The sequence below is a fragment of the Bosea vestrisii genome (genome assembly GCF_030144325.1).
Lineage (GTDB): Bacteria > Pseudomonadota > Alphaproteobacteria > Rhizobiales > Beijerinckiaceae > Allobosea > Allobosea vestrisii_A.
In genome coordinates this window covers 2,100,616-2,125,762 of record NZ_CP126307.1, presented here as the reverse complement: position 1 = coordinate 2,125,762, position 25,147 = coordinate 2,100,616, and the positions used below count along the sequence as shown (strand labels likewise).

Below are 25,147 nucleotides of genomic sequence, written 5' to 3'. Positions count from 1 at the left end.
CGCTTGGTGGCCAAGCTTCCTGCTATCGCGATCTCGGCATCCACCCGCTACGCAAGGCGTGGGCCCAGTCGCCCCGGCCATTGGCTTCGGCACGCCGCGCCGCGCTGTCCCAGTCATAGGCGACGGCGTGATGCTCGACCTCGATCGCATTAGCCATCGTGACGACGGCGAGACGGGCATGCGGAGCGCCGCTTTCCGAGACATGAACGCTTGGCTCGGTGGCGTGATAGGCCGGGTTGCCGACGCTGCCGGGATTGACGGCAATGGGCCCGTTGCCGAGCCGCAGCAGGCGCGGCTGATGGCTGTGTCCGCACAGCACCACGGCATGACCGGTTGCGCCGAGGAGCGTCTCGACCGCCTGCGGGCGAGCTGCGACCAGGCGCCCGCCTTCGACCTCGTCGAGCAGATAGGTCTCGTCGTCGATCGGGCTGGCATGGAAGCAGCGCGCCTTGCCGATCTCGACCTCAAATGGAAGAGCCGCCAGCCAGTTGCGCGCCTCGGCGTCGAGGTCTCGCCAGGCGAAGCTGTCGGACGCGCCGAGCCCCTCCGGAGAGGCCGCGCCCAGCGCCCTGTCATGGTTGCCACGGACGTGGCTCATCGTGCTGGCGCGCAGCAACCGCACAGTCTCTGCCGGCCAGAGCGGGCCCGAGGCGCAGTCGCCGAGATTGACCACCGCATCGACGGCCAACCCGGCGAGTCTGGAGAGCACGGCCTCCAAAGCCGGCAAATTGCCGTGTACATCGGCGATGACGCCTAGCCGCATGTCGCTGGTCCCGAATCTGGAGCTGGCTCCATCGCCAGCCTATCCCGTGATGACGCGTCCCGGGGCTCGCGCCAAGCTCCGGGATGCCGTTCGGGAGCTAGCTTGCCGTCACGCGTTCCAAGGCGTCGACCATGTTTTGACGTTTGTGAAGGACTTCATGGCTTCGACGACGCCTTCCTTGTAGCCGAGGCCGGAATCCTTGATGCCGCCGAAGGGGGACATCTCGATGCGGTAGCCCGGGACCTCCCAGAGGTTGACGGTGCCGACCTCCAGTTCCGCGACGAAGCGCTGGAGGTAGTCGAAGCGGTTGGTGCAGATGCCCGAGGACAGGCCGTAGGCGGTCGAGTTCGAGATCCGGATGACCTCGGCGATGTCGTCGGGCACCCGGATGATCGGGATGACCGGGCCGAAGGTCTCTTCGTGGACGAGCTCGCAATCATAGGGGATGTGGTCGACCACGGTCGGGTGGAACAGCGCGCCCTCCGCCCGCTTGCCGTGGAGCACCTTTGCGCCCTTGGCGACGGCGTCGTCGACCCTGGCCTGGAAGAGCGCGGCCGAGCGGGCGTTGATGACGGTGCCGACATCGGTGGCCGGATCCATCGGATCGCCGCAGGTCAGCTTTTTGGCCTTCTCGACGACGAGCTTGGCGAAGGCCTCGGCGACGCTCTCGACCACCAGGATGCGCTTGACCGCGGTGCAGCGCTGGCCGGAGTTCTTGGTCGCGCCGGTGACGGCAAGCTCGGCCGCCTTGTCGAGATCGGCATCCTCCATCACGATCAGCGGGTCGTTGCCGCCGAGCTCGAGCACGATGCGCTTGTAGCCGGCGGTCGCTGCGATGTGCTTGCCGACCCGGACCGAGCCGGTGAAGGTCACGAGATCCGCATCGGGATCGGTGATCATCGCATCGCCCATGGTCGAGGGGTTGCCGGTGACGACCGAGAGCATCTCCGGCGGCAGGCCGGCCTCGTAGAGCACGTCGGCCAGCGCCAGCGCGGTCAGCGGCGTCAGCTCGGTCGGCTTGAGGACGAGGCGGTTATTGGTCGCGATCGCCGGCGCCAGCTTGTGGCTGACCATGTTGAGCGGGTGGTTGAACGGGGTGATCGCCGAGATCACCCCGAGCAGCGGCTGGCGCGTGGTGAAGATCTTGCGGGCCTTGCCGTTCGGCGAGATGTCGCAGGAGAACATCTCGCCATCGTCCTTGATGGTGAGCTGCGCCGCGAACGACCAGACGTCGTAGGCGCGGCTGGCCTCGTAGAGCGAATCCTTCCAGCACAGACCGGCCTCGGCGGTGATCAGCCGGGCGAAGTCTTCCTTGCGCGCGAACAGCAGCTCGGCCGTCTTCTGGAGGATCTTCTGGCGCTCATAGCGGGTCAGCACCGGCTTGAACGCTTTGGCCCTGGCGAAGGCCTCGCGGACATGCTCGGGCCGGGCGGCGGGAACGAGGCCGACCACGCTGCCGTCATAGGGGTTCTTGACCTCGACCATGTCGTCGGTCGTGGTGAGCTTGCCGGCGATGCGCATCGTCTCGCGGCGCAGGGGCGGCTTCACAGTCGCGTTCACGGCGGTACTCCTCAAGCCAGGACGCAGTTCAGGGCGACGTCGAAGACGTCGAAATTGCGCAAGATCCGCCCTTCGGGGACCGAGATCGGCCGGTTGGCGATCATCGGCACGCGCTGCTCGGTGATGCCGCCATGCGAGCGCAAGGGCTCGGTCAGGCCGGAGAGATCGTGCCGGTCCGGCGAGGTGCCGATCACCTTCTGCCGCGTCGAGATCACGACGACATCGCCGATCCGGTCGGCCGGCAGCTCGAAGCGCTCGCAGGCCTCGGCCGCGGTCACCGCCAGCGCGATGCCGTCAAGGCCGGAGATGCGGGCGGCGACCTCTTGCTGGCTGGCGCCATCAGGCAGATAGACCGTGGCGAAGGAGCCGAGCGCGCCATGGTGGACGACGTAAGGGTCGGTGATCGGCAAGATCACCCGCATCGTGCCCTTGCCATACCAGTCGTCCATCAGGCTCTGCAGATAGACGACATCCGGCTCGCCGTTCGGCAAATGCTTGTCGTTCATGCCGTGGTCGGCGGTGATCACCAGCGTACAGCCCAGCGCATCGAGTTTGCCGACATACCCGTCGAACATGGCGTAGAACGAGTCCGCCATCTCCGAACCCGGCGCCGCCTTGTGCTGCACATAGTCGGTGGTCGAGAGATACATCAGGTCGGGCTTGAAGGTCTCGAGCAGCTTGACGCCGGCAGCGAAGACGAACTCGGAGAGATCGGCCGAATAGACCGAGGGCACCGGCATGCCGACGAAATCGACGACGTTCTGGATGCCGTTCTCAGCCATATCGGCCTTGTCGGCCTTCTCCGAGGAGAAGGCGATCGCGGTGCCTGACGAGAAGTCGAGGCCCTTGCCGAGCAGGGTCCTGAGCTTGTCCTTGGCGGTGACCATCGCGACCTTGAGACCGGCCTTCTGGAACTCGGCGAGGATGGTCGGGGCGCGCAGGAAGCGGGCATCGTTCATCATCACCTCCTCCTTCGCCTCGCGGTCGTAGAAGAAGTTGCCGGCGATGCCATGCACCGCCGGCGGGCGGCCGGTGATGATCGAGAGGTTGTTCGGGTTGGTGAAGCTCGGGATCACCGAATAGGCGTAGGTGCTGGCCCCCGTCCGCATGATCCTGTCGAGGTTCGGCGTCAGCCCCTTGGCGCTCGCCGCCTCGACATAAGCCGGCTCCGACCCGTCCATGCAGATCACCACCACCGGCCGAACCGGACGACGATAACCACGCCCATTGGCAACAACCGCACCACCAATCTTCGTATGAACCGTCATCATAGAGTTCCTTGTGGCGAGGCCGATGAGAGGATCAGCGGATCAGCGCCCGGACACGGGACGAAACCAGATCGGCGATCAGCACCATCGCGAGGATGACGAGAATGCAGGTCGCGGTGTCCTGGTACTTGAAGAGCTTCATCGAGGAGACCAGCTCGAAGCCGATGCCGCCGGCGCCGACCATGCCGAGCACCGTCGCCTGGCGGACATTGGTCTCGAGCCGGTAGAAGATTGTCCCGAGCCAGGTCGGCAGGACCTGCGGCAGCACGCCGAAGAAGAAGGTCTTGAACGGACCGACACCAGCCGAGCGGAAGGCCTCGAGCGGCCCCTCGTCGATGTCCTCCATCGCCTCGGCGAAGAACTTGCCGAGCATGCCGGCACCATGGATGGCGAGCGCCAGCACGCCGGCGAAGGGGCCGAGCCCGATGGCAGCGACGAAGATCAGCGCCAGGATGATCTCGTTGATGCCGCGCATGCAGTTGAGCACCTGCCGCGTCGCGTGGAAGATGACCGGATTCGGGCTGAGGTTCCGCGCCGCGAAGAAGCAGACGGGCAGGGCGATCACGACGCCGAGCAGGGTACCCCAGACCGCGACCTGCAGGCTTTCCAGCGCCGGCTTCCACAGCCGCTCGAGGAATTCGGGGTTCGGCGGCATCATCCGGACGAGGAAGTCCCACATATAGGGGAGGCCGTTCCAGAGATTGCTGGCGTTGATCTGGGAGCCGATCGCGGCCCACCACAGGAAGACCAGCGTGCCGAGTGCGATGGCGCTGACGCCCCACCAGCCGAAGCGGCCTTGCGGCGGACGCAGGACGAGTTGCAGAGTTCCGAACGACATTGGTTTTGCTCCCCGTCAGGCGGTTGCGGTGGCGATGATCGGCGCCAGCACGGGCTGGCTGGCCGGGCGCGGCTTGAGCACGCGGCTGATGCCGGGGTCCTCGAGGCCGGGATAGATCTGGTGGACGATCTCGGAGGTGAGGTGATCAGGCGTATCGTCGAAGACGACGCGGCCGCCACTTAAGCCCACGATGCGCTCGCCGAACTCGACGGCATAGTCGACCTGATGGAGGTTGCAGATCACGGCGATCCCTTCCTCCTTGCAGATCGCCTTGAGGTAGCCGAGCACGATGCGCGAGGTCTTCGGATCGAGGCTCGCCACCGGCTCGTCGCAGAGGATCACCGCCGGCTGTTGTGCCAATGCCCGGGCGATGCCGACGCGCTGCTGCTCGCCGCCGGAAAGCTGATCGCCGCGCGAGTTCGCCTTGTGGGGCAGCTCGACCCGCGCCAGGCACTCCATGGCGATCTCGACGTCGCGCCTGGGGAAGAGCTGCAGCATGCTCAGGAAGGACGACAGGCCGGCCATGCGGCCGACGAGCACGTTCTTCAGCACCGACAGGCGCTTCACCAGATTGTGGTGCTGGAAGATCATCGCGACAGGCCGTTCGCCGCGCGCTTTGCTCTTCGTGTCGAACACCTTGCCGTCGATCAGCGTCCGCCCTGCATCGGGCTGCGCCAGCCCGTTGATGCAGCGCAGCAGCGTCGACTTGCCGGCCCCGCTCGGGCCGAGCACGACGAGGAACTCGCCGGCTCTGACGCTGAGGTCGATGCCTTGCAGGACGGGGCGTCCGGCATAGGACTTCTTCAGGCCTTCGATCTTGATCATCGGAAATCCTCCGCCGGTCGCGTGCCGCGACTACTTCATCTTGGTCAGGTCGAGCTTCAGCACCTTCGCCGTCTCCCGAATGATGTCGTAGGCTTGGTCGTTGGTCTCGACGAAGCGGTTGAGCTTGCCCTGGTCGGCCCAGGTGATGTCCCGGATGTTGAGGAAGGCCGATTTGATGTTGGCCTTCAGATCCTCGGGCAGGTTCTTGCGCCAGCAGGTCGGCGATTCCGGGATCGGGTCCGACTCCCAGACGACGTGGATGTCGGCGCGATCAACGAGCTTCTTCTGCACCGCCGCGTCGAAGATGCGGTCGGCGATCGTCGCGGCGTCGACGCGCTTGTTGGCGACGGCGAGCGCATTGGCGTCATGCGAACCGGTGAAGAGGACCCGGCCAAAATCCTTCTCGGGATCGAAGCCGAGCTTCATCAGCCCGGCCTTCGGAAAGAGATGGCCGGAGGTCGAAGACGGATCGACGAAAGCGAAGGTGCGACCCTTCAGGTCCTTCCAATCGTTGATGCCGCTATCCTTCCGCGCAATGATCTGGCTGCGATAGAAGCTGCGGCTCGACTTGGCCGTCTCGGCGGTCGCGAATGCCTCGATGGCCGCAACCGTGGTGCCGAGCACATAGGAGAATGGGCCAAGATAGGCAACGTCGACGTGGTTCGAGCGCATTGCCTCGATCACGCCGTTATAGTCAGAGGCGACGAAGCCCTGGACCTGAATCCCGAGATTCTTCTGGAGCGCGGCGAGAAGCTGCGCGCTCGATTCCAGCATCGCCCGCGAATCCTCCGACGGGATCAGCCCGACGCGGATCAGCTTGGTCTGGGCCCGGACCAGGGCCGGCGTCGCCAGCAGCGCGCCTGCGGCCAGTGAGCTTTTCAGAATCGTCCGACGCGAAATGGTCATGTCATCCTCCCAAGATGATCCGGCGATCTTTTGATCTGCCGGTGAGCCGGTGTGGGCGTCGTTGCCCGTCTTGATCTCAGGCGGCCATCGCCGCCTGTCTTCCAATGAAGTTGCGCCCGCGTTCGCCTTCGAGCGCCTTGCCGACGAGACGGTCCCATTCAGCGGCCGAGACGCCATACGCCGCGGGGTCGGTTGCGACGCCGAGGTCCCTGAGAAAGGCGCCGAGCCGCTCGGCCCCCCGCTTCGAGATCGGGGCCGAAGACGCGGCGTAGCGCCGCGTCGCATTGCGGCTGCGCACCCATCGCCCAGCGCATCACGATCGGCAGGGAGAAAGAGCAGGCGATGCCGTGGATCGTGCCGCTCTTCAGCGTGATGTCGTAGGAGATGTTATGGGCGAGCGCCGTCTTGGTATTGGAGAAGGCGAGGCCCGCCAGCAGGCTGGCGCGCATCTGCCGGGCCCGGAGCTCGACATCGCCCGGCCGCTCCAGCAGGCGCGGCAACGTATCGATGATCTCTCTGGCAGCCTCGACCGCATAATTAGCCGAAACCGGGTTGCCGTTGACGTTCCAGATGCTTTCGAGCGCATGGGACAAGGCGTCGAGCCCGGTCGCCAGCGTGAGACCACGCGGCGCGCCGATCGTCAGGGCAGGGTCGAGGACCGCCGTCTCCGGATAGAGCCTGGGATGGGCGAGCGAGTACTTGCTGCCATTGACCGAATCCCAGACCGTCGCCCAGGAGGTGACTTCGCTGCCGGTGCCGGCCGTGGTCGGCACGGCGATGATCGGGATGATCGTCCCCTCGTCGAGCGGCCTCTTCTCGACGAGATGCCGGCGCACCGTCTCGAAGTCGCCGTCGCTGGCCGCCAGGACCTTTGCGGCATCGATCATCGAGCCGCCACCGAGTGCGACGATGACCTCCGGCGGCTCGGTCACCGCGGCGCCGAACTGCCGGCAGGATTCGACCAGATCTGCGCAGTCCGGATTGGTCTCGATATTGTTGATCGTGACGACCGGAGCGCCAGCGGCCTTTGCCAGGCGCTCGGATAACTCCCGGAAGATCGGCTGATCATAGGTGACCAGGGCCCAGCGGCGCTTGCCGATCAGGCCGGCGACCTCGTCGAGAACGCCAGTCCCGAACCGGATCTTGACGGGATTCCAGTACGCCCAGTTCATGCGTTTCACCCTCGCAATGCGCCTTACCGGCTCTATTGGGAGGGATGCTCACAGAGCTCGATCACGATAACAAATTGATTTTTTGATCCAAATGGATAGCAATTATCTATGCGTTATACTCAGCTCAGATCGTTCCATCACGTCGCAAGCGCGGGCGGTTTCAACGCCGCTGCCGACGCCTTCAACATCAGCCAGCCGACCTTGACGGCGCAGGTCGGCGCGCTGGAGGAGGAGTTCGGCGTCGAGCTCTTCGTCAAGCGCGGCCGGCGGCGCGAGTTGAGCGACACCGGGCGCCAGTTTCTCGCGATCACCACCCGCCTCTTCGCCGAGGAGGCCGAAGCGCTCGCCTTCCTGACGGAGTCGCGCGAGCTGCGGACCGGCCGGCTCTCGATCGGCGCGGTCGGGCCGGTTCACGTCACCGAGATGCTCGCGGCCTTCAACCTGGCCTATCCGAACATCGAACTAGCCGTGAAGATCGGCAACTCGACCGAGGTGCTCGATGACCTTGCCGCCTACAGATGCGATGTTGCGATCCTCGCCTATATAGATGAGGACGACAGGCTCCTGACCATTCCCTATCGCCGCCATCCGGTGGCGATCTTCGTGCGGCGCGATCATCGCTTCGCCGGACGTCGCAGCATCCGGCTCCCGGAGCTCGAAGGCGAGCCGATGATCGTGCGCGAACAGGGCTCGACGACGCGGCGCGCTTTGGAGAGCTCTCTGGCCGAGACCGGCACCAAACCCAGGCTGGTCATGGAAATCGGCAGCCGCGAAGCCATCCGCGAGGCGGTGATCCGCGGGCTCGGGATCAGCTATGTCTCAGAGGCCGAGTTCGTTCCGGACGAGACCTTGAAGCTGATCCCGATCGATGGGGCCGAGGTCTATACCTATGCGCATGTGGTGGTGATGAAGCAGCGGGAGACCAGCCGGATCATCAAGGCCTTTCTCGAGGTCGTTCATCGCACGCGCGATGCTTTCGAGGCCGGCACATGAGGATCGTGACATAGCGGCCGGGCATCCTTGGACGCTGGCCGAGCCGGCGGCGGCTGGGACCAGGTGCCGGGTTTAGGAAAATCCAAATCACCACAGCAAGAATTCGTATTTTTACGACGCTGATGCCGCCGGTAGACCAAGGCCGGGGTGGGAATTCCTCGCAGGGAATTCCGCCGGATTCGGCAAGAGGCGAATAATGTCAGTTGAGCAGATCGACACGCTCGTCGTCGGTGGCGGCCAGGCGGGGGGTCGCGATGAGCGAGCATCTCGGCCGGGCCGGCGTGCCCCATGTCGTGCTCGAGAGGAGCCGCATCGCCGAACGCTGGCGCTCCGAGCGCTGGGACTCGCTGGCCGCGAACGGGCCGGCCTGGCACGACCGCTTTCCGGGCCTCGAATTTTCCGATGTGGATGGGGAGGTCGGCCCCAACGACTTCCCGTCGAAGGAAACGGTTGCCGACTATTTCGTCGCCTATGCCGAGAGGATCGCGGCTCCGATCCGCTGCGGCGTCGAGGTCCGGCATGTCGAGCGGCTTGCTGGCCGGCCGGGCTTCCGTGTCGAGACATCGGCAGGGACGATGGAGGCCAACCGGATCGTGGTCGCGACCGGGCCCTTCCAGTGCCCGATCGTCCCCGCGCTGGTTCCGCCGGAAGCCGGCGCGCTGCAGATGCATTCCACCGCTTACCGCAATCCCAGCCAGCTTCCGGAGGGTGCGGTCCTGGTCGTCGGATCGGGCTCCTCGGGAACACAGATCGCCGAGGAATTGCTGGACTCAGGGCGGCGGGTCTATCTGTCCGTCGGCCCGCATGATCGTCCGCCGCGGGCCTATCGCGGCCGCGACTTCTGCTGGTGGCTGGGCGTTCTCGGCAAGTGGGATGCCGCTGCGCGGGAGCCGGGCACGGAGCATGTCACGATCGCGGTGAGCGGGGCGAATGGCGGTCACACGATCGACTTCAGGCGCCTGGCGGCGCGGGGACTGCTCCTCGTCGGGCGGACGCAAGCTTGCGAGAACGGCGTGGTCAGCTTTGCCCCCGACCTCGTCGAGAATCTCCGGCGCGGCGATGCGAATCTTCACGCCTTGCTGGATGAGGCCGATGCCTACATCGCCCGCAACGGCCTCGACCTGCCGGAAGAACCGGAGGCGCGCACTATCGTCGCGGATTCCGATTGCGTGGCAAATCCCATCGCCTCGCTCGATCTGGCCAAGGCTGGGATCGGCACGATCATCTGGGCGACGGGTTTCACCGCGGACTACAGCTGGATGAAGGTCGACGCCTTCGATGCCAATGGTCGCCCGCAGCACCAGCGCGGCGTCTCGTCCGAGCCCGGCATCTACTTCCTGGGCCTGCCCTGGCAGTCGCGGCGCGGCTCGACCTTCATCTGGGGCGTCTGGCACGACGCCAGGTATCTTGCGGACCAGATCACGATCCAGCGCAGCTACTCAGCCTATCACGATGCCATGCGGCGCGAACTCGAGAGCGCATGACTGTCGAACAGGAACTCGAGTTCGGCGCGCGGGCCCCGGGGCCGCTCGCGTCGAGCATGGTCTGACCAAGGAGGCCGAGATGGCACATACCCGCATCCGCAAGTTCAACACCAAGGACACCTATCCGGAGCAGAAGCTCGACAACGACCTGGCCCAGGCCGTCGTGACCCGGGGCGGCCGGATCGTCTGGCTGCGCGGCCAGTGCCCGCAGAACCTCGACGACGCCGTCAACCTCGACAGCCATGATCCGGTCGAGCAGACCCACAAGGTCATGCAGAACATCAAGCAGCTGATCGAGGAAGCCGGCGGCGAGATGGCTCATCTGGTCAAGGTCGTCGTCTACCTGACGGATGTGCGCCACCGCGAGGCCGTGTACCGCACCATGGGCGAGTACCTCAAAGGCGTGCATCCGGTTTCGACCGGGCTCGTAGTGCAGGCACTGGCCCGGCCGGAATGGCTGGTCGAGATCGACGGCACGGCCGTCATTCCGGATTGAGCCGATGACCTTCTCCCTCGTCGCCCGCTGCGCCCGGACCGGCATGTTCGGCGTCGCGATCTCGTCCTCCTCGCCGGCGGTCGCGGCCCGCTGCTCCTATGCGCGCGCTGGCGTCGGTGCGGTCGCGTCGCAGAATGTCACGGACCCGACCCTGGGTCCGTTGACGCTCGACCTGATGGAAGAGGGCCGGAGCGCGGCGGAAGCCATCGCCGAGATCCAGAAGCGCGGCCGGTTCATCGAATACCGGCAGGTGCTGGCGGTCGACCGGAACGGGCTGACGGCGATCCATTCCGGGCCGAACTCGCTGGGAATCTGGACATCGGCGCAGGCGCAGGACGTCGCATCTGGAGGCAATCTCCTCGCGAATGACGGCGTTCCCCAGGCGATCGTCGACGGCTTCCTCGCAAGCTTCGGTCATCTCGGCGACCGGCTGATCGCCGCGATGCGTGCAGGCCTCGCCGCAGGCGGCGAGGCGGGGCCGGTCCGCTCGGCAGGCCTCAAGATCGTCGACAAGGTCAGCTGGCCCGTCGCCGACCTGCGCTGCGACTGGACGGAAGACTGCCCGATCGAGACGATCGCGACGGCCTGGGACGTCTACAAGCCGCAGCTCGATGCCTATATCCAGCGCGCGCTCGATCCGCGCGCGGCGCCGTCCTACGGCGTTCCCGGAGACGAGTGAGAGGGCAACAGCCGTCTACGGGTCGATCCTCGTGCGCTCGGTCATGGCGGGGGCGACCATGCCGGGGATGTAGGAGCGCGAGATGCGCGCCTGGCAGTGCGCCTGGAATGCCGCGATCAGCCTGGACTTGGCCAATGTGCGCAGCGTCGCGACCCCGATCGTCATCGGACGATGCTGCCCCGCCAGCCGGATCGAGACCAGCTTGCGGCCGTCGAGTGCCTGGTCGGAGCGCGGGCGGACATTGAACAGCGCATAGCCGGCGCCGTTGGCCACCATTGCCCGCACGACGTCGGGATAGGCTGATCGCGCCGCGATCGTTGGCGTGATGCCGGCGGACATGAACAGGGCGACGAAATACTCCCGGCTCAGCGGCAGGTCGAGCAGCACCAGCGGCTGGTCGGACAGCTCGTCCAGCGTCACGGCGCTCTGGCTCGCGAGCGGATGCGTCTCGGCGACGACGATATAGGGCGGCAGGCTGACGAGCTGCGAGAACTCGATGTCCTCGGGAATCTGCAGGTCATAGGTCAGGGCGAGATCGATCTCGGAGCGTCGCAGCCCCCTGAGCAAGTCCTCCTGATGGCCCTCGATATGCAGGATCTTCGTGTCGGGAAAAGCAGAGACGAAGCCCTGGGACAATTCCGGGACGAGCATCGGAGCCAGCGTCACCATGCAGCCCAGGGAGAGCGTGCCGCGCACCAGGCCGCTGGTCTCGTCGGCGACGGTGTAGAGGCTCTCGGCCTGGGCGACGACGCGCTTGGCCTCGGCGAGGAGTGCCCGGCCGACCGGCGTCAGCGACAGCCCCTGGGCGTGATGGCGAATGAAGAGCTGGGCTTTCAGCTCGCGTTCGAGATGCGAGATCGCCGTCGAGATCGAGGGCTGGGAAATGTGGATTCGTTCGGAGGCGAGGGTGATGCTGCCCGTTTCGCCGGCCGCGATGAAATATTCCAACTGACGTAGGGAAAAGCGCATGCGGCAGCATAAAGCACGCGGATAGCCCGCGGCAAAGCGTGGTCATGCCGGAGCCGCACAGCTTGAGCGCCTCAGGCCGCGATCCTGTCGAGCAGCCGCTCCATGAACCGGTCGCAGGCGGCGAGCTGGTCGAGCGTGATGAATTCGTCGGGCTTGTGACCCTGATCCATCGAGCCCGGGCCGCAGACCAGCGCCGGCACGCCGAGGCGGCTGGAGAACAGGCCGCCCTCCGTTCCGAACGCGACCTTGTGCGTCGCCCCGTCGTCGAGCAGCGCAGCGACGAAGCGGACCGCCTCGGATTCGGCCGGCGTCGCAAGGCCCGGATAGTCGTTCAGGCGCTCGATCCTGATCGCCGCCTCGGGATGCGTCGTCTGCCGAGCGGCCGCCAGCGCCGCCGCCTCGTCCATCAGGCCATTGAGGATCGCGGCCGGATCGTCGGCGGCGATGTTGCGGATCTCGAAATCGACGGTGCAGAGCGAGGGCACGATGTTCAGTGCCGTGCCGCCCGCGATCACGCCGGCATGGAGCGTCGTGTAGGGAATGTCGTAGTCGTCGTCGCGCGCTCCGTTCTGCGCCAGTTCGTCTTGCCGCTGCCGCAAGGTCGCGACGAAATCGCAGGCCAGATGGATGGCGTTGAGCGCTTTCGGGGCCAGTGCGGAATGGCCGGAGACGCCGCAGCAGATGGCCCGGGCGGCGAGCTTGCCCTTGTGTCCGGTCGCGATGCGCATCTGCGTGGGTTCGCCGATGACCGCGAGCCGCGCCGCAAAGCCCCGGGCGGCAAGGAGGTCGATCAGCGAGCGGACGCCGACGCAGCCGATCTCCTCGTCATGACTCAAGGCGAGGTGCAGCGGCGTTTCAAGCTCGCGCGACGCGGCCCGCGCGGCCAGCGCCAGTGCCGAGGCGACGAAGCCCTTCATGTCGGCCGTGCCGCGCCCGAAGGCGCGGCCGTCGGCGACCCGGAGTTGGAACGGGTCGGAGCTCCAGGGCTGGCCCTCCACCGGCACCACATCGGTGTGGCCGGAGAGCATGATGCCCGGCCGGTCGCGCGGGCCGATGGTCGCGAAGAGATTGGCCTTGTGCCCGCCCTCTGCCTCGACGAGCTCACTCTCGATGCCGTGCCCGGCGAGGAAAGCACGCACGAAATCGATCAGCGGGCGGTTGGGATCCCTGCTGACGGTTGAGAAGGACACCAGCTTTTCGAGGATCGCCAGCGTGTTCATGTCGGCAGCATCGCGGCGGACATCAGAGGTAGAGATGGCGAACCGCGTCGCTGCCCAGAAGCTCGGCTGCGGTGCCGGAGGCGACGACACGGCCCTTGACCAGCATGATGCCGCGATTGGCGATCGATAGCGCCGTCTCGGCGTTCTGCTCGATCAGGACGACAGTCGTGCCGCGGCGGTTCACCTCGGCGACCGTGTCGAAGTACTCGTCGATCAGCTTGGGCGAGAGGCCGAGCGAGGGCTCGTCCATGATCACGAGCTTCGGCTTGCCGACGAGCGCGCGCGCCAGCGCCACCATCGCCTGCTCGCCGCCGGAAAGCGTGCCGGCGCGCTGGCCGATGCGGTCGCGCACCCGCGGGAAGAGCGTCAGCATCTCGTCCAGCCGGTCGGCGAAATCCGCCTTCAGGCCCTGCGCCTCGTAGCCGAGGCGGATGTTGTCGCGCACCGTGATATCGGCGAAGAGGCGCCGCCCTTCCGGCACGAAGCCGATGCCAAGCCCGCTCAGCGCCTCGGTACGCAGACTCGAGAGCTCCCGGCCCATGATCTCGATGCGCCCCTTCGCCAGGGGCAGGAGCGCCGAGATCGCGCGGAAGGTCGTGGTCTTGCCGGCGCCGTTGGGGCCGAGGATGCAGACCAGCTCGCCTTCGCCGACATGGAAGGAGACGTCGCGCAGCATCGCGACGACGCCGTAATTGGTGTCGACCTTGTCAAGCTTGAGCATTCTGCGCCGCCTTTCTGCCGAGATAGGCTTCCTGCACCCGCGGAATGAGACGCACCTCCTCATAGGAGCCCTCGGCCAGCTTCTGGCCGTAGTCGAGCACGAGCACGCGGTGCGGCAACGAGGCGACGAGGCGCATGTCATGCTCGATGATCATGATCGCGAGTTCCGGCCGCTCGGCGCAGAGCGCGCGGATGTCGTCCATCAGCGCGTCGGTGTCGGCGTCGTCCATGCCGGAGGACGGCTCGTCGAGCAGCAGCACCTTGGGCTCGCTCGCCAGCGCGCGGGCGATCTCGAGGCGCCTGCGGTCGGCCTGCGGCAGCTCGGCGGCAGGGCGATGGCGCTGCTCGTAGAGCCCGCGCGAGACGGCCTTCAGAAGCCCTTCGGCGATGGCGGCCGCCTCGGCGAGCTCGGCCTCGGCCTTGGACCGCCGCAGGATCGCGTCGAATATCCCGGTCTTCATATGGGTGTGCCGGCCGATGATCACGTTGTCGAGCACCGACAGGTCGCCGAACAGCCGGCTCGACTGGAAGGTACGGGCAATGCCCTTGCCGACGATGCGATGCGCCGGCTGGCCGTTGAGCCGTTCGCCGGAAAGACGCACCTCGCCGGAGGAAGGGACATAAATGCCGGTGATGATGTTGAGCAGCGTCGACTTGCCGGCGCCGTTGGGACCGATGATGCCGAGGATCTCGCCCTTGCGCAGGGTGAAGTCGACCTCGGCCATGGCGACAAGGCCGCCGAAGCGCATCGTCAGGCCGGAGCCTTCGAGGATGACGGGAGCGGACATGAGCTCAGCCTCCGTAGCGCCGCAGCCGCTGCGGGAAGATGCCCTGCGGGCGGATCATCAGGAAGGCGATCACGGTCACGCCGAAGAACAGGATGCGGTAATCGGAAAAGGCGCGCAGCTTCTCGGGCAGCATCGTCAGCAGGAAGGCACCGACGATGACGCCGAGCGTGTTGTCCATGCCGCCGGCGATCACCATCGTCATGATCGTCACCGAGACGAGAAAGGTGAAATTGTCCGGCGAGATGAAGCCGACATAGAAGGCGTAGATCGTGCCGGCGAAGCCTGCGAGGAAGGCGTCGACCACGAAGGCGAGGACCTTGTACCAGGTCGCGTTGATGCCCTGGCAGCGCGCCGCCAGCTCGTCTGCCCGCAGCGCGTTCCAGGCGAGCCCGATCCGCGAATGATGCAGCCTTGCGGCAAATAGGATCGAGACCCCGACGAGCGCGGCCGAGAGATAGTAGAAATTGGCCTGCGACGGCAGCGAGTGGCCGAAGATGACGAGCGGCGAGGCGAAGGAATGCCCGAACAGCTCCGGCGCCGGAATGCCGACCAATCCGTTCGGGCCGCCGGTGAATTCGAGATTGTTGAGGAGCTGGTGGACCACGACGCCGAAGGCGATGGTGACCAGCGCCAGATAGCTGTCGCGCGTGCGCATCGAGGGCACGCCGAGCACGAAGCCGAAGATCGTCGCGACCACCGCCGCCGCCGGCAGCGCCAGCCAAAAGCTGACATCCCAGTTCAGGGCCAATAGCGCCGAGGCATAGGCACCGATGCCATAGGAGGCGCCGGTCGCGAAGTTCGGGATGTTGGCGCTGCCGAGCTGGAAGTTCAGCGCCAGCGCCAGCACCGCATAGAGCTGCGCGATGATCAGCAGGTGCAACGCATAGGTGCTCTTCTCCAGCAGGAAGGGGAACAGCAGCACGATCGCGATGCCGAGTAGCGTCGCAAAGCGGCTCTGGGCCGAGAATGCGCCTTCGATCCTGGCTTCGACCGTGGGCAGGCGTTGCAGCCCGACCAGCACGATGGCGAAGAAGCCGAGCAGCCCGACGACCACGCGCCAGTCTTCGGCGAGCAGGAACTGCCTGAGGAAGGCGGCGCTGCCGATCTCTGTGAGCGCAACGATGGAGAGAGCGGTGGCGGCGCCGGAGGTTCCGCGCGTCGCTGTCACGGACACGGACATCGGCTCAGACCTTTTCCACGATTGTGCGGCCGAGCAGGCCGGCCGGCCGGAAGACGAGGACGCAGATGACGAGCAGGAACACGAAGACCAGCCGGTACGAGGCGCCGTTCGGGACCGTGGCCTGCACCAGTGTGTCGAGACCCGCGATGAGCAGGCTGCCGATGATCGCGCCCGGCATGGAGCCGAGCCCGCCGACCACCGCGGCCGAAAAGCCGATCAGGCCGACATCGACGCTGAAGTCGAAGCGGACGATGCCGGCATAGCCCGCGAAGAACAGGCCGCCGATGGCGCCGATGGCCGAGGCGATGAAGAAGGTGATCTGGAAGATCCGCGCCGGCGAGATCGAGATAAGGCGCGCCGCATCCCGGTCCTGCGACACGGCCTTGATGTGCAGGCCGAGCCGTGTCCGCTCGAGCATGTAGAACAGCAGGCCGACCGAGAGAACCGAGACCAAGATCGCGACGAGATTGAAGGCCGGGATGGTGACGCCGAGCACCTCGATGCTGCCCGGCACGAGCCTCGGTACGGCATGGGGGTTCGACCCTTGCGGGTAAAGATGGCGGATCAGCTCGCGCAGGACGATGCCGAGCGCGACGGTGGCGACCAGCGCCATCATCGCGGGCGCATTCTGGAAGCGCTTGATCACGAGATAGTAGAGCACCACACCGAGCAGGCCGGTGACGATGACGGCCAGCAACACCGAAAGCACGATGGCCACCACTGCAGGCGAGCCGCCGACGGATGCGCTCACTGTCTGCACGGCCGCAAGCGCCAGGAACGGGGCCAGCAGCGACACGTCGCCATGCGAGAAATGGATGATGTTGAGGACACCGAAAAGCAGGCTGAATCCGACCGCGACCAGTGCATAGATCGAGCCGAGAGTGATCCAGTTCAGGAGCTGCTGAACCAGTTGCTCTGTCATTCACGTCCCCTCGCGTTTGCGCAGCCCCAGCCGGGACGTGCCGCAACTGATTTTCGCTGTGCACCAGAACCGAAGCCGGCAAGAGTCGCAATTTCGGAATCCCTGCTTTGCTTGTCTTGAGGCAAGTCAGACTCGCCCGTCATTCGCCGGGCTGTGAGGCTCCGGCGGCCTGCTTCGGCAAAACCGAAGCTCTGGGCGCAAAATATCCGATTTGCTTCGGCTTTCCTGAAGGGCAGATGGTCGAGCCACGATGTCGTCGGTGACGCTCACGGCGCCGGACACATCCAATTCCTTGAGGAGGGGATCATGCCTTTCAACCCGAATACCGGAGAGAAGTCCCTGGGCGCGTTCATCCGCGTGGCCATCGTGGGGACGGCGCTCGCCTTCGCCTCGACCACCGCCATGGCGCAGGAAACGATCAAGCTTGGCTTCATCGGCCCGCTGAGCGGCGGCAACGCCCAGCAGGGCCTGTCGGCCCGCAACGGCTTCCAGCTCGCCATCGACCAGGCCAATGCGTCCGGCCTGCCGTTCAAGATCGAGCCGGTGATCCTCGATGACGCCGCCAACCCGCAGACCGGCGTCTCGGCCGCGATCAAGCTCACCAACGACCCGCAGGTCATCGCCGCGACAGGCCACTGGAACAGCGGCGTCGCGCTGGCGACGATCCCGGTGTTCCAGCGCGCCGGCGTGCCCTTCATCGTCTGGGGTGCGATCTCGCCGAAGATCACCGAGCGCAATAACCCGATGGTCTCGCGCGTCGCGACGACGCTGGTGAACACCAACGAGCCGCTGGCCAAATGGGCGGCCGAGAAGGTCGGCAAGAAGATCGCGATCGTCTCCGATACCAGCGACTACGGCGCCGCCAATACCCAGAACTTCGAGAAGTTCTACAAGGCTGCCGGCGGCAGCATCATCGCCACGGAGGCTGCTCCCGTCGGCACCACGGACTTCCGCGCGCTGCTGACGAAGATCAAGGCCGCATCCCCCGATGCGATCTATTTCGGCGGCGTCGTGACGGAAGCCGGGCTGGTGCGCCAGCAGATGGTCGAGCTCGGCATGAAGCAGCCGATGATCGGCGTCGACGGCTTCCACGATCCGGCCTTCATCAAGATCGCCGCCGCCGCTGCCGAGGGCACGGTCGTCGGCATCGCCAAGGAGAAGGACAATGCGCAGGTCGCGAAGCTGAAGGACGACTATGCGGCCGCGAAGTTCGCCGAGCCTTCGACGACCTACACCAAGAACGCCTACGACACGGCGAACATCCTGATCGCCGCGATCAAGAAGGCTGGCACCAAGGACAAGGCCGCGATCGCGAAGGCCATCCGCGAAACCCAGCATGACGGCGCGCTCGGTCACACCAGCTTCGACGAGAACGGCCAGACCAAGCTGCCGGTCGAGCTCGAACTGCGCACGGTGAAGAACGGCGCCTGGGCGGCCTACTGATCCTGGCCGCAGCCGGGGCGTTTCCCAGGCCGCGCAGAATGATCATTGCCGACTTCGGAAAGGGCTCGCGGACAACGCGAGCCCTTTTCTTTGATCGCCCTAAGCCTGCTCAACCGGCGTTCGCGCCGGGTCGAAAAGCGCTGTATCTGATATGGCATTGTGAGATTCGGCAGATCCCCAGGCAGGTTTGATGATCCGGTTCGACGAAATCGGTGAGCGCCTGAAAGCCTACCGCCTGGGGCGGGGGCTTTTGGCCGAAGACGTTGCCGAGCGGCTCGGCATCTCGCGGGCGGCGGTCTACCGGATCGAAGGTGGCGGCGTCGTCAAGATCGAAACCCTGGAACGGCTTGCGGTCCTGCTGGAGACGACCGTCGCCTCGCTGCTCGGGGCCGGCGTTGAATATTATTCCAGCCCGATCAGCTATTTCGAGCGGATGCGGCAGATCGAGGAGCAGGCGGACCAGGTCATCGCCCACTTCCCGCCGCTGTCCTATCTGCTGACCTCGGACGATTACTCCGGTTATTTGCGGCAGACCCTCATCGAAGCGCTTCCGTCTCACATAACGGAGCGCGAGCAGGCCATCGGGGAAATCGACGCGATCATTGCGATCCTCGATGATCGCAAGCGGGCGCGTAAACGGCGCCGGCTGAGTGTCGTCAATTTCGTCAATGTCCTCGAGATCGAGCGCTGGCTCAAGCTCGGCGTCGTCGGCCGGTTCAACCTGCCCGATAGCGAGCTGACCCGGCGACGCCTCGCTGCACGAACCGAGATCGAGCACCTGATCGGCTTGATCGAGAGCGAGCCGATGGGGGTCCAGATCGGTCTGATCGAGGAGACGCTGCCGAACATCACGTTCCAGCTGTTCCGCACCTCGGAGAAAACGCTGCTTGGACTGAGCCCGTTTCGCCTGGGCGGCGAGTTGCCGAATATCCGATCGGGCATCGCGATGCTGACCGCGGACGAGGAACCAGTGCGCCTCTACGAGGAGATTGCCAACGATCTCTGGCGGCGCGCCTTGAAGGGCAGCGAGGCCGGAGCGGTGCTGCGGGCCGCTATCGAGCGCTCGGGGATCGCGCGGCCGGCGCGACATCAAACGTCAGAGATCGCCTGACGGCGACTGGCTAAGGACCGCACTAGCACGCGATCGAGCTCGCGAACCGCCCGGTCATTCTCTTTGTCGCAAAATTGAGATCAGTATTGCAATTGAGATTTTGTCGTGGCATGAGGTAATCGAGCGATGGCGTTGGGCTTGCCCAGCGCGCACAGGATTTTCCGTGGCCGAGCCTGATCCCTCGGCCGCCAAGAGACGCATTCAAGCGTCCTGAACAGTGGGCGGACGCCCAAACTCCAATGGTTTTGACCGGGCCGGCAGCGGCGCGCGGAATGCGCGCGCCGATCTATTTGCGTTTCAGCACGCAACGAAAAAAGCAAAACGGGGGAATTCGCCGTGAGTGACAATCAGGCAGCCATGACCGGCTCCATCGCCATCTCCTCTCCGGCCGAGGTCGACAGCAAGGCCCGCAAGGCGCTGTGGGGCGCCGCCATCGGCTATGCCATGGACGGCTTCGACCTGCTGATCCTCGGCTTCATGCTTCGGACGATCTCGGCCGACCTGCAGCTCACCCAGGGCCAGGCCGCCTCGCTCGTCACCGCCACGCTGATCGGCGCCGTGCTCGGTGGCATCGGCTTCGGCATGCTCTCGGACCGCATCGGCCGCGTCCGCGTGCTGACCTGGACGATCGTCCTCTTCGCCGTCTTCACTGGCATGTGCGCGCTGGCGCAGGGCTATTGGGACCTCCTGATCTACCGCACCATCGCCGGCCTTGGACTCGGCGGCGAATTCGGCATCGGCATGGCCCTGGTCGCGGAGGCCTGGCCGGCCTCGAAGCGGGCGCGCGCCTCGTCCTATGTCGGCCTCGGCTGGCAGGTCGGCGTGTTGGCGGCGGCGATCGCCACCCCGATCCTGCTGCCGACGATCGGCTGGCGCGGCATGTTCGCCATCGGCATCCTGCCGGCGGTGGCGGCCTACTTCATCCGCCACTCGCTGCACGAACCGGAGGTCTTCGTCGCCCGCTCCAAGGATCGGCCGAAGGAGTCGGCGCTGCGCCTGCTGGTCAAGGATTGGAACACGACCAAGCTGAGCCTCGGCATGGTCGTCCTCTGCTCGGTCCAGAACTTCGGCTATTACGGCGTGATGATCTGGTTGCCGAACTATCTGGCGACCCGTTTCGGCTTCGCCCTGACGCAGTCTGCGGTGTGGACTTCGGTCACCATCGCCGGCATGGCGGTCGGCATCTACGCCTTCGGCCATATCGCTGACCGCATCGGGCGCCGCCCCGCCTTCTTCGGCTACATGCTCGGCGCCGCGGTGATGGTCATCGTCTATTCGCGGCTGACCGACCCGTTCCAGCTCCTGGTCGCGGGCGCGGTAATGGGCTTCTTCGTCAACGGCATGCTCGGCGGCTATGGCGCGCTGATCAGCGAGCTCTTCCCGACGACGGCGCGGGCGACGGCACAGAACGTCCTGTTCAACATCGGGCGCGGCGTCGGCGGCTTCCGGTCCGCTCGTCGTCGGGACGATCGCGGCGGCCTACAGCTTCGAGATGGCGATCGCGCTGCTGGCGACGCTCTATCTGCTCGATATCCTGGCCATGTGGTTCCTGATTCCGGAGCGACGCGGCGCCGAGCTCGCCTGACGGCAAGGGCATCGTCATGTCGATCCAGCTCGATCAGTCTCAGGCCGCGCGATCCGGCGCGGCCATGGGCGGCAGCGCCTGTTCTGCCGCACCGTGGAAGGCGAGCATCGTCGCCGAGCTCGCCGAGGTCGTCCGCAACGACGCGGTCAACGCCGAATATCGGCACCTCGTGGTCAATTGCAGTGAGGAGGCCGCCGCTGCCCAGCCGGGGCAGTTCTTCCAGCTGCTCTGCCCGCAGCCGGCAGGCGAGCAGCCCTTCCTGCGCCGGCCGATGAGCCTCTACGGCGCCGATCCCGCCAAGCGCCGGGTCGAGTTCCTCTACAAGGTGACGGGTGCCGGCACGCGCGGGCTCGACACGCTGCGGCCGGGCGACCGGCTCGACATCATGGGGCCGCTCGGCGTCGGCTTCACACTGGATCCGAGCTGGCGCCACATCGTCGCCGTCGGGCGCGGGGCGGGGCTGGCGACGCTCGCCCCGCTTGCCAAGGCCGCGAAGGCCAACGGTACGCAGGTGACGGCGGTCTTCAGCGCAAGACGGCCCGAGCTGCTCGTCTCCGTCGACCTCTTCCATCGCCATGGTGCCGACGTCATCGCCGTCACCGATTCCGAGCAGACCAGCGGCCCTGCCAATGTCGAACGCATCCTGCGCCGTCTCATCGCCGACGGCCGCTGCGATGGCTTCTTCACCTGCGGCTCGAGCCGCCTGATGCGGGTGCAGCAGCGTCTCGCGCGCGAGTTCGGCCTGCCCGGCCAGGTGGCGATGGAGCAGCAAATGGCCTGCGGAATCGGGCTTTGCTACTGCTGTGTGCGCGACTTCAACGTCAATGGCGAGATCGTCAACCGGCGCGTCTGCTGGGACGGCCCGGTCTTCGACCTGATGGAGGCGCTGCCATGAGCGTGACGTCCGATGTCGATCTCTCCGTCGCAATTGGCGGGCTCACCCTGCGCAATCCGGTGATGCCGGCGTCCGGCACCTTCGCCGAGGGGCTGGAGAAGGTGATGGACTTCAACCGGCTCGGCGCCTTCGTCACCAAGACGATCACGCGAGAACTACGCGCCGGAAATCCGCTGCCGCGTGTGGTCGAGCGGCCGGGCGGGTTGATCAACGCCATTGGCATCCCGTCGAAGGGTGTGCGCTACTTCGTTGAGGAGACGATGCCGCACTATGCGGCCTATGACACGCCTCTGGTGGTCAGCATCTCGGCACCGACGGCCGAAGGCTTCGCCAGCCTTGCGGCGGAACTCTCGATCCCCGGCGTCGCCGCGATCGAGGCCAACATCTCCTGCCCGAACATCGAGGAGGACGGCAAGGCCTTCGCGATGCGGGCGCAATCGACCGAGAAGGTGACACGCCTGCTGCGAGAGGCGACCGACCTGCCGCTCTGGGTCAAGCTCACGCCGAACACCGGCGACGTGCCCGAAGTGGCGCGCGCTGCAGAGGCCGCAGGTGCGGATGCGATCGTGGTCGCCAACACCATCCTGTCGATGGCGATCGACCTGAAGAGCTTCAAGCCCTGCCTCGGCAACATCATGGGCGGTTTGTCGGGGCCCGCGATCAAGCCGATCGTGCTGCGCCAGGTCTTCCAATGCGCCAAGGCGGTGAAGATCCCGGTGATCGGTTGCGGCGGCATCTCCACCGCCGAGGACGCGGTCGAGTACATGCTTGCCGGCGCCAGCGCGGTGCAGGTCGGCACCGCGACCTTCCTGCAGCCGGCGGCGATGACAACGATCATCGACGGGCTCAGGAGCTTTTGCCTGCATCACGAGATCGCGCGCGTCACCGATCTGATCGGCGGCGTCGTGATCGAGGAGGCCGACGAGCCCGATCTCGCCTGGCTGGATCCGATCTCGTGAGCACGCAGCCTGCCGAGATGCGCAACGTCTTCAGTGGAGATGAGCGCGACCGCGCCCTTTCCGAAGCGCTGTTCGACGCCCTGCGCGAGGCGACGAGCGACGGCGTCGGCATCACCCGTGAAGCCTATAGCGAGCGCGAGTCGCTGGCGCTCGACATCGTCGCGACGAAGGCGCGCGAGCTGGAGCTTGGCGACGGAGCGGGATGCCGGCGCAAACCTGGTCGTCGCGTTGGAGGGCAGCGAGCCGGAGCTGCCCTTCCTTGCCTGCGGCTCGCACCTCGATTCCGTGCCGCAAGGCGGGAATTTTGATGGCGCGGCCGGTGTCATCGCCGGCCTTGCCATCCTCGCCCGTTTCAAGGACGAAGGCTTCGTTCCGCGCCGGACCATCAAGGTCTACGGTCTGCGCGGCGAGGAGAGCGCCCGCTTCGGCAAGGCCTATATGGGCTCCAGCGCCTTGTTCGGGAAACTCTCGGCCGCCGATCTGTCGGTGCGCGACCATGCGAGCGGGCAGAGCCTGGCGGAATGCATGGCCTCCGTCGGCGTCGACATGGTCCGCGTCGAGAAAGGCGAGCCGCTGCTCGACCCCGCCACCGTCGCGGTCTGGATCGAATTGCATATCGAACAGGGGCCGGTTCTGGTCGCCCGGGATCTGCCGATTGGCATCGTCACCGGCATCAGGGGCAATATCCGTCATCGCGAGGTCGAATGCCTCGGCGAGGCCGGCCATTCCGGCGCGGTGCCGCGCTGGCTCCGTCGCGATGCGGTCTTCGCCACGGCGGAGCTGATCACCCATCTCGACCGGCACTGGCGCACGCTGCTGGAGCGCGGTCGCGACGTCGTCATAACGGCGGGCGTGCTCGGCACCGATCCGCGGGAGCACGCCATCGCGCGTATTCCCGGCACGGTACGCTTCTCCTTCGAGATACGCAGCCAGAACCGCGAGACGCTGGAGGCCTTCTACGACCTCTTCCTCTCGGAATGCGGCCTGATCGGCGAGGAGCGAGGGGTTGAGTTCCGCGTCGACCGCCGGCTCGAATCCGCTCCTGCCGTGATGGACGCCGGCTGGATCACACGGCTCAAGACCGCCGCCCGCGATCTCGGCCTGCCCGATGAGGACATCCCGAGCGGGGCTGGACATGATGCGGCTGTTTTCGCCAATGCCGGCATCCCCAGCGCGATGATCTTCGTGCGCAACCAGCACGGATCGCATAATCCGCATGAGGCGATGGCGATCGATGATTTCCTCGCCGGGGTCGCGGTGATGCGCGATGCCATCAAGGAGGCTGTGCGATGACGGCGAACGAGACCGGCCGCGAGGTTGCTGAGCTCCTGTTCAGGGCCGGCGCCATCCATGTCAGCCGCCAGCAGCCCTTTATTCTGGCCGCCGGCTGGGCGAGCCCCGTCTATGTCGATGTCCGCCTGCTGCTTGGCGATCCCACCTTGCGCCAGGCGATTACCGAACTCGCCGCCCGCTATGCCGGCGCGGCCTTTCCGGCAGACAGCTTTGACGCCATCGCCGGCGCCGAGACGGCCGGCATCCCCTTTGCCGCCTGGCTCGCCGACAGGCTGGCCCTGAAGCTGCGCTATGTCCGCAAGCGCCCGCTCGGCATCGGGCGCAACGCCCAGGTGGAGGGTGGATCGGTCGAGGGCTTGCGCGTGTTGCTGATGGACGACCTGACGACCGATGGCGGCAGCAAGCTCAACTTCGCCCGCGGCCTGCGGGCGGCAGGGGCTGAGGTCGAGCATGTGATGACGATCTTCTATCACGATGTCTTTCCAGGCGCCGGCGCCCGGCTGCAGGAGGCCGGCCTGACCCTCCACGCTCTGGCGAACTGGAGCGACGTGCTGCGCACTGATGCCAGCCAGGATCTTGCGCCGGCGGATCGCGCCGAGATCGAACGTTTCCTCGCCGACCCGGTGGCCTGGTCGACCCGTCATGGCGGCCGCGCCGGCTTGTCGCCGCGGCTCTGAGCCGGGAACCACTATGACGCTGAAATCGCGAATGGCCGCCGCCATGCGCGATGGCGCGCATGCCCCGCGCGAGTTGGGCAACAGGCTCTGTCACAGCCCCATCCCGGCTGCGCCAGGCGACCTAACGTAATGTCACCACCACCTCCTCGAGCCGCGCCGAAAGGCGGGCTGGGCCTCGGGGCGATGGCTGGATTTCCGGTGAGAAGGCGGGCGTCCCTGCGAGGCGCGGCTGACAGACCACCCGCGACGGCGGAACCGGATGCAGCTGAGGGGGTTTGCTGACGGGTGCCGCTTCAACGCGACGCCGATCGACCTATCGAAGACTACCGCGCTCGCGCGATCGGAGACCGCCTATGCCTGCTGCCTTGCCTGTCGTCGCTCAGATCAGGCGGCTTGTGGAG

The 25,147-nt window shown here is 66.1% G+C and carries 23 protein-coding genes and 1 pseudogene; 11 read left to right on the top strand and 13 right to left on the bottom strand.

The annotated features are described in order from the left end of the window. Positions 1-22: 22 nt before the first annotated feature. The 7 genes from QO058_RS10645 to QO058_RS10615 all read right to left on the bottom strand — a co-directional run bounded on the left by QO058_RS10645 (position 23) and on the right by QO058_RS10615 (position 7,332). A complete protein-coding gene (locus QO058_RS10645; protein ID WP_284171981.1) occupies positions 23-763 on the bottom strand; it encodes a metallophosphoesterase family protein in 741 nt (246 codons plus the stop codon). 108 nt (positions 764-871) lie between these two features. Then, positions 872-2,284 (bottom strand): phosphonoacetaldehyde dehydrogenase, encoded by a 1,413-nt coding sequence (gene phnY / locus QO058_RS10640; RefSeq protein WP_284172865.1) that lies wholly within the window; start codon positions 2,282-2,284, stop codon positions 872-874. A 50-nt stretch (positions 2,285-2,334) separates the two neighbouring features. Then, entirely contained in the window at positions 2,335-3,591 is a 1,257-nt protein-coding gene (gene phnA / locus QO058_RS10635) for a phosphonoacetate hydrolase (protein ID WP_284169735.1), read from the bottom strand. Positions 3,592-3,625: 34 nt separating this feature from the next. Continuing rightward, on the bottom strand, positions 3,626-4,429 hold the full coding sequence (phnE, locus tag QO058_RS10630) for a phosphonate ABC transporter, permease protein PhnE (RefSeq protein ID WP_284171980.1): 804 nt from the start codon (positions 4,427-4,429) through the stop codon (positions 3,626-3,628). A gap of 15 nt (positions 4,430-4,444) precedes the next feature. After that, the gene (gene phnC, locus QO058_RS10625; RefSeq protein WP_284171979.1) at positions 4,445-5,254 is read right to left on the bottom strand and encodes a phosphonate ABC transporter ATP-binding protein; all 810 of its coding nucleotides are present in this window, start codon (positions 5,252-5,254) and stop codon (positions 4,445-4,447) included. A 30-nt stretch (positions 5,255-5,284) separates the two neighbouring features. Continuing rightward, positions 5,285-6,160, bottom strand: coding sequence for a phosphonate ABC transporter substrate-binding protein (phnD, locus tag QO058_RS10620; protein WP_284171978.1), 876 nt, complete (start codon positions 6,158-6,160; stop codon positions 5,285-5,287). Between the two features lie 158 nt (positions 6,161-6,318). Beyond that, on the bottom strand, positions 6,319-7,332 hold the full coding sequence (locus tag QO058_RS10615) for a phosphonoacetaldehyde reductase (RefSeq protein ID WP_284171977.1): 1,014 nt from the start codon (positions 7,330-7,332) through the stop codon (positions 6,319-6,321). 108 nt (positions 7,333-7,440) lie between these two features. Between QO058_RS10615 and QO058_RS10610 the strand changes: the two genes are divergently transcribed. The 4 genes and pseudogenes from QO058_RS10610 to QO058_RS10595 all read left to right on the top strand — a co-directional run bounded on the left by QO058_RS10610 (position 7,441) and on the right by QO058_RS10595 (position 10,984). Beyond that, the gene (locus tag QO058_RS10610; RefSeq protein ID WP_284171976.1) at positions 7,441-8,325 is read left to right on the top strand and encodes a LysR substrate-binding domain-containing protein; all 885 of its coding nucleotides are present in this window, start codon (positions 7,441-7,443) and stop codon (positions 8,323-8,325) included. 196 nt (positions 8,326-8,521) lie between these two features. Next, positions 8,522-9,809 (top strand): annotated as a pseudogene (locus QO058_RS10605) (flavin-containing monooxygenase). Between the two features lie 79 nt (positions 9,810-9,888). Then, entirely contained in the window at positions 9,889-10,305 is a 417-nt protein-coding gene (locus QO058_RS10600; RefSeq protein ID WP_110490447.1) for a RidA family protein, read from the top strand. Positions 10,306-10,309: 4 nt separating this feature from the next. Beyond that, the gene (locus tag QO058_RS10595) at positions 10,310-10,984 is read left to right on the top strand and encodes a DUF1028 domain-containing protein (protein WP_284171975.1); all 675 of its coding nucleotides are present in this window, start codon (positions 10,310-10,312) and stop codon (positions 10,982-10,984) included. Positions 10,985-10,999: 15 nt separating this feature from the next. On the opposite strand, the gene QO058_RS10590 is transcribed toward QO058_RS10595, so the two are convergent. The 6 genes from QO058_RS10590 to QO058_RS10565 form a co-directional block, all read right to left on the bottom strand. Continuing rightward, the gene (locus QO058_RS10590; RefSeq protein ID WP_284171974.1) at positions 11,000-11,953 is read right to left on the bottom strand and encodes a LysR family transcriptional regulator; all 954 of its coding nucleotides are present in this window, start codon (positions 11,951-11,953) and stop codon (positions 11,000-11,002) included. A gap of 71 nt (positions 11,954-12,024) precedes the next feature. Next, positions 12,025-13,173 (bottom strand): acetylornithine deacetylase, encoded by a 1,149-nt coding sequence (argE, locus tag QO058_RS10585; protein WP_284171973.1) that lies wholly within the window; start codon positions 13,171-13,173, stop codon positions 12,025-12,027. Between the two features lie 22 nt (positions 13,174-13,195). Next, positions 13,196-13,894 (bottom strand): ABC transporter ATP-binding protein, encoded by a 699-nt coding sequence (locus QO058_RS10580; RefSeq protein ID WP_284171972.1) that lies wholly within the window; start codon positions 13,892-13,894, stop codon positions 13,196-13,198. Further along, a complete protein-coding gene (locus tag QO058_RS10575) occupies positions 13,881-14,681 on the bottom strand; it encodes an ABC transporter ATP-binding protein (RefSeq protein ID WP_284171971.1) in 801 nt (266 codons plus the stop codon). Before QO058_RS10575 ends, QO058_RS10580 begins: the two co-directional genes overlap by 14 nt. 4 nt (positions 14,682-14,685) lie before the next feature. Beyond that, the gene (locus QO058_RS10570; protein WP_432212034.1) at positions 14,686-15,855 is read right to left on the bottom strand and encodes a branched-chain amino acid ABC transporter permease; all 1,170 of its coding nucleotides are present in this window, start codon (positions 15,853-15,855) and stop codon (positions 14,686-14,688) included. Between the two features lie 10 nt (positions 15,856-15,865). Further along, positions 15,866-16,783, bottom strand: a complete 918-nt coding sequence (locus QO058_RS10565) for a branched-chain amino acid ABC transporter permease (RefSeq protein ID WP_284171969.1) — start codon at positions 16,781-16,783, stop codon at positions 15,866-15,868. A 306-nt stretch (positions 16,784-17,089) separates the two neighbouring features. Here QO058_RS10565 and QO058_RS10560 point away from each other — a divergent pair, with 306 nt between their 5' ends. The 7 genes from QO058_RS10560 to QO058_RS10530 all read left to right on the top strand — a co-directional run bounded on the left by QO058_RS10560 (position 17,090) and on the right by QO058_RS10530 (position 24,746). Next, positions 17,090-18,226, top strand: a complete 1,137-nt coding sequence (locus tag QO058_RS10560) for a branched-chain amino acid ABC transporter substrate-binding protein (protein ID WP_284171968.1) — start codon at positions 17,090-17,092, stop codon at positions 18,224-18,226. 190 nt (positions 18,227-18,416) lie between these two features. Further along, positions 18,417-19,337: a helix-turn-helix domain-containing protein gene (locus QO058_RS10555; RefSeq protein WP_284171967.1), complete on the top strand. Its 921-nt coding sequence runs from the start codon at positions 18,417-18,419 to the stop codon at positions 19,335-19,337. A gap of 336 nt (positions 19,338-19,673) precedes the next feature. Beyond that, entirely contained in the window at positions 19,674-21,197 is a 1,524-nt protein-coding gene (locus QO058_RS10550) for an MFS transporter (RefSeq protein ID WP_284171966.1), read from the top strand. Continuing rightward, positions 21,194-21,817, top strand: coding sequence for an iron-sulfur cluster-binding protein (locus QO058_RS10545; protein WP_284171965.1), 624 nt, complete (start codon positions 21,194-21,196; stop codon positions 21,815-21,817). Before QO058_RS10550 ends, QO058_RS10545 begins: the two co-directional genes overlap by 4 nt. Then, complete coding sequence (locus QO058_RS10540) at positions 21,814-22,776, top strand: dihydroorotate dehydrogenase (RefSeq protein WP_284171964.1); 963 nt, start codon at positions 21,814-21,816, stop codon at positions 22,774-22,776. Before QO058_RS10545 ends, QO058_RS10540 begins: the two co-directional genes overlap by 4 nt. Before the next feature lie 186 nt (positions 22,777-22,962). Then, positions 22,963-24,069, top strand: a complete 1,107-nt coding sequence (locus QO058_RS10535; RefSeq protein ID WP_284171963.1) for a Zn-dependent hydrolase — start codon at positions 22,963-22,965, stop codon at positions 24,067-24,069. Beyond that, positions 24,066-24,746, top strand: coding sequence for an orotate phosphoribosyltransferase (locus QO058_RS10530; RefSeq protein WP_284171962.1), 681 nt, complete (start codon positions 24,066-24,068; stop codon positions 24,744-24,746). The genes QO058_RS10535 and QO058_RS10530 overlap by 4 nt, the downstream gene beginning before the upstream one ends. The last annotated feature ends 401 nt before the right edge of the window (positions 24,747-25,147 follow it).

What these genes read in the sequence shown, in the direction of transcription:
- QO058_RS10645 (WP_284171981.1), bottom strand. Translation starts at nt 763, where the DNA reads ATGCGGCTAGGCGTCATCGCCGATGTACACGGCAATTTGCCGGCTTTG.
- phnY (WP_284172865.1), bottom strand. Translation starts at nt 2,284, where the DNA reads ATGCGCATCGCCGGCAAGCTCACCACGACCGACGACATGGTCGAGGTC.
- phnA (WP_284169735.1), bottom strand. Translation starts at nt 3,591, where the DNA reads ATGACGGTTCATACGAAGATTGGTGGTGCGGTTGTTGCCAATGGGCGT.
- phnE (WP_284171980.1), bottom strand. Translation starts at nt 4,429, where the DNA reads ATGTCGTTCGGAACTCTGCAACTCGTCCTGCGTCCGCCGCAAGGCCGC.
- phnC (WP_284171979.1), bottom strand. Translation starts at nt 5,254, where the DNA reads ATGATCAAGATCGAAGGCCTGAAGAAGTCCTATGCCGGACGCCCCGTC.
- phnD (WP_284171978.1), bottom strand. Translation starts at nt 6,160, where the DNA reads ATGACCATTTCGCGTCGGACGATTCTGAAAAGCTCACTGGCCGCAGGC.
- QO058_RS10615 (WP_284171977.1), bottom strand. Translation starts at nt 7,332, where the DNA reads ATGAACTGGGCGTACTGGAATCCCGTCAAGATCCGGTTCGGGACTGGC.
- QO058_RS10610 (WP_284171976.1), top strand. Translation starts at nt 7,441, where the DNA reads ATGCGTTATACTCAGCTCAGATCGTTCCATCACGTCGCAAGCGCGGGC.
- QO058_RS10600 (WP_110490447.1), top strand. Translation starts at nt 9,889, where the DNA reads ATGGCACATACCCGCATCCGCAAGTTCAACACCAAGGACACCTATCCG.
- QO058_RS10595 (WP_284171975.1), top strand. Translation starts at nt 10,310, where the DNA reads ATGACCTTCTCCCTCGTCGCCCGCTGCGCCCGGACCGGCATGTTCGGC.
- QO058_RS10590 (WP_284171974.1), bottom strand. Translation starts at nt 11,953, where the DNA reads ATGCGCTTTTCCCTACGTCAGTTGGAATATTTCATCGCGGCCGGCGAA.
- argE (WP_284171973.1), bottom strand. Translation starts at nt 13,173, where the DNA reads ATGAACACGCTGGCGATCCTCGAAAAGCTGGTGTCCTTCTCAACCGTC.
- QO058_RS10580 (WP_284171972.1), bottom strand. Translation starts at nt 13,894, where the DNA reads ATGCTCAAGCTTGACAAGGTCGACACCAATTACGGCGTCGTCGCGATG.
- QO058_RS10575 (WP_284171971.1), bottom strand. Translation starts at nt 14,681, where the DNA reads ATGTCCGCTCCCGTCATCCTCGAAGGCTCCGGCCTGACGATGCGCTTC.
- QO058_RS10565 (WP_284171969.1), bottom strand. Translation starts at nt 16,783, where the DNA reads ATGACAGAGCAACTGGTTCAGCAGCTCCTGAACTGGATCACTCTCGGC.
- QO058_RS10560 (WP_284171968.1), top strand. Translation starts at nt 17,090, where the DNA reads ATGCCTTTCAACCCGAATACCGGAGAGAAGTCCCTGGGCGCGTTCATC.
- QO058_RS10555 (WP_284171967.1), top strand. Translation starts at nt 18,417, where the DNA reads ATGATCCGGTTCGACGAAATCGGTGAGCGCCTGAAAGCCTACCGCCTG.
- QO058_RS10545 (WP_284171965.1), top strand. Translation starts at nt 21,194, where the DNA reads ATGAGCCTCTACGGCGCCGATCCCGCCAAGCGCCGGGTCGAGTTCCTC.
- QO058_RS10540 (WP_284171964.1), top strand. Translation starts at nt 21,814, where the DNA reads ATGAGCGTGACGTCCGATGTCGATCTCTCCGTCGCAATTGGCGGGCTC.
- QO058_RS10530 (WP_284171962.1), top strand. Translation starts at nt 24,066, where the DNA reads ATGACGGCGAACGAGACCGGCCGCGAGGTTGCTGAGCTCCTGTTCAGG.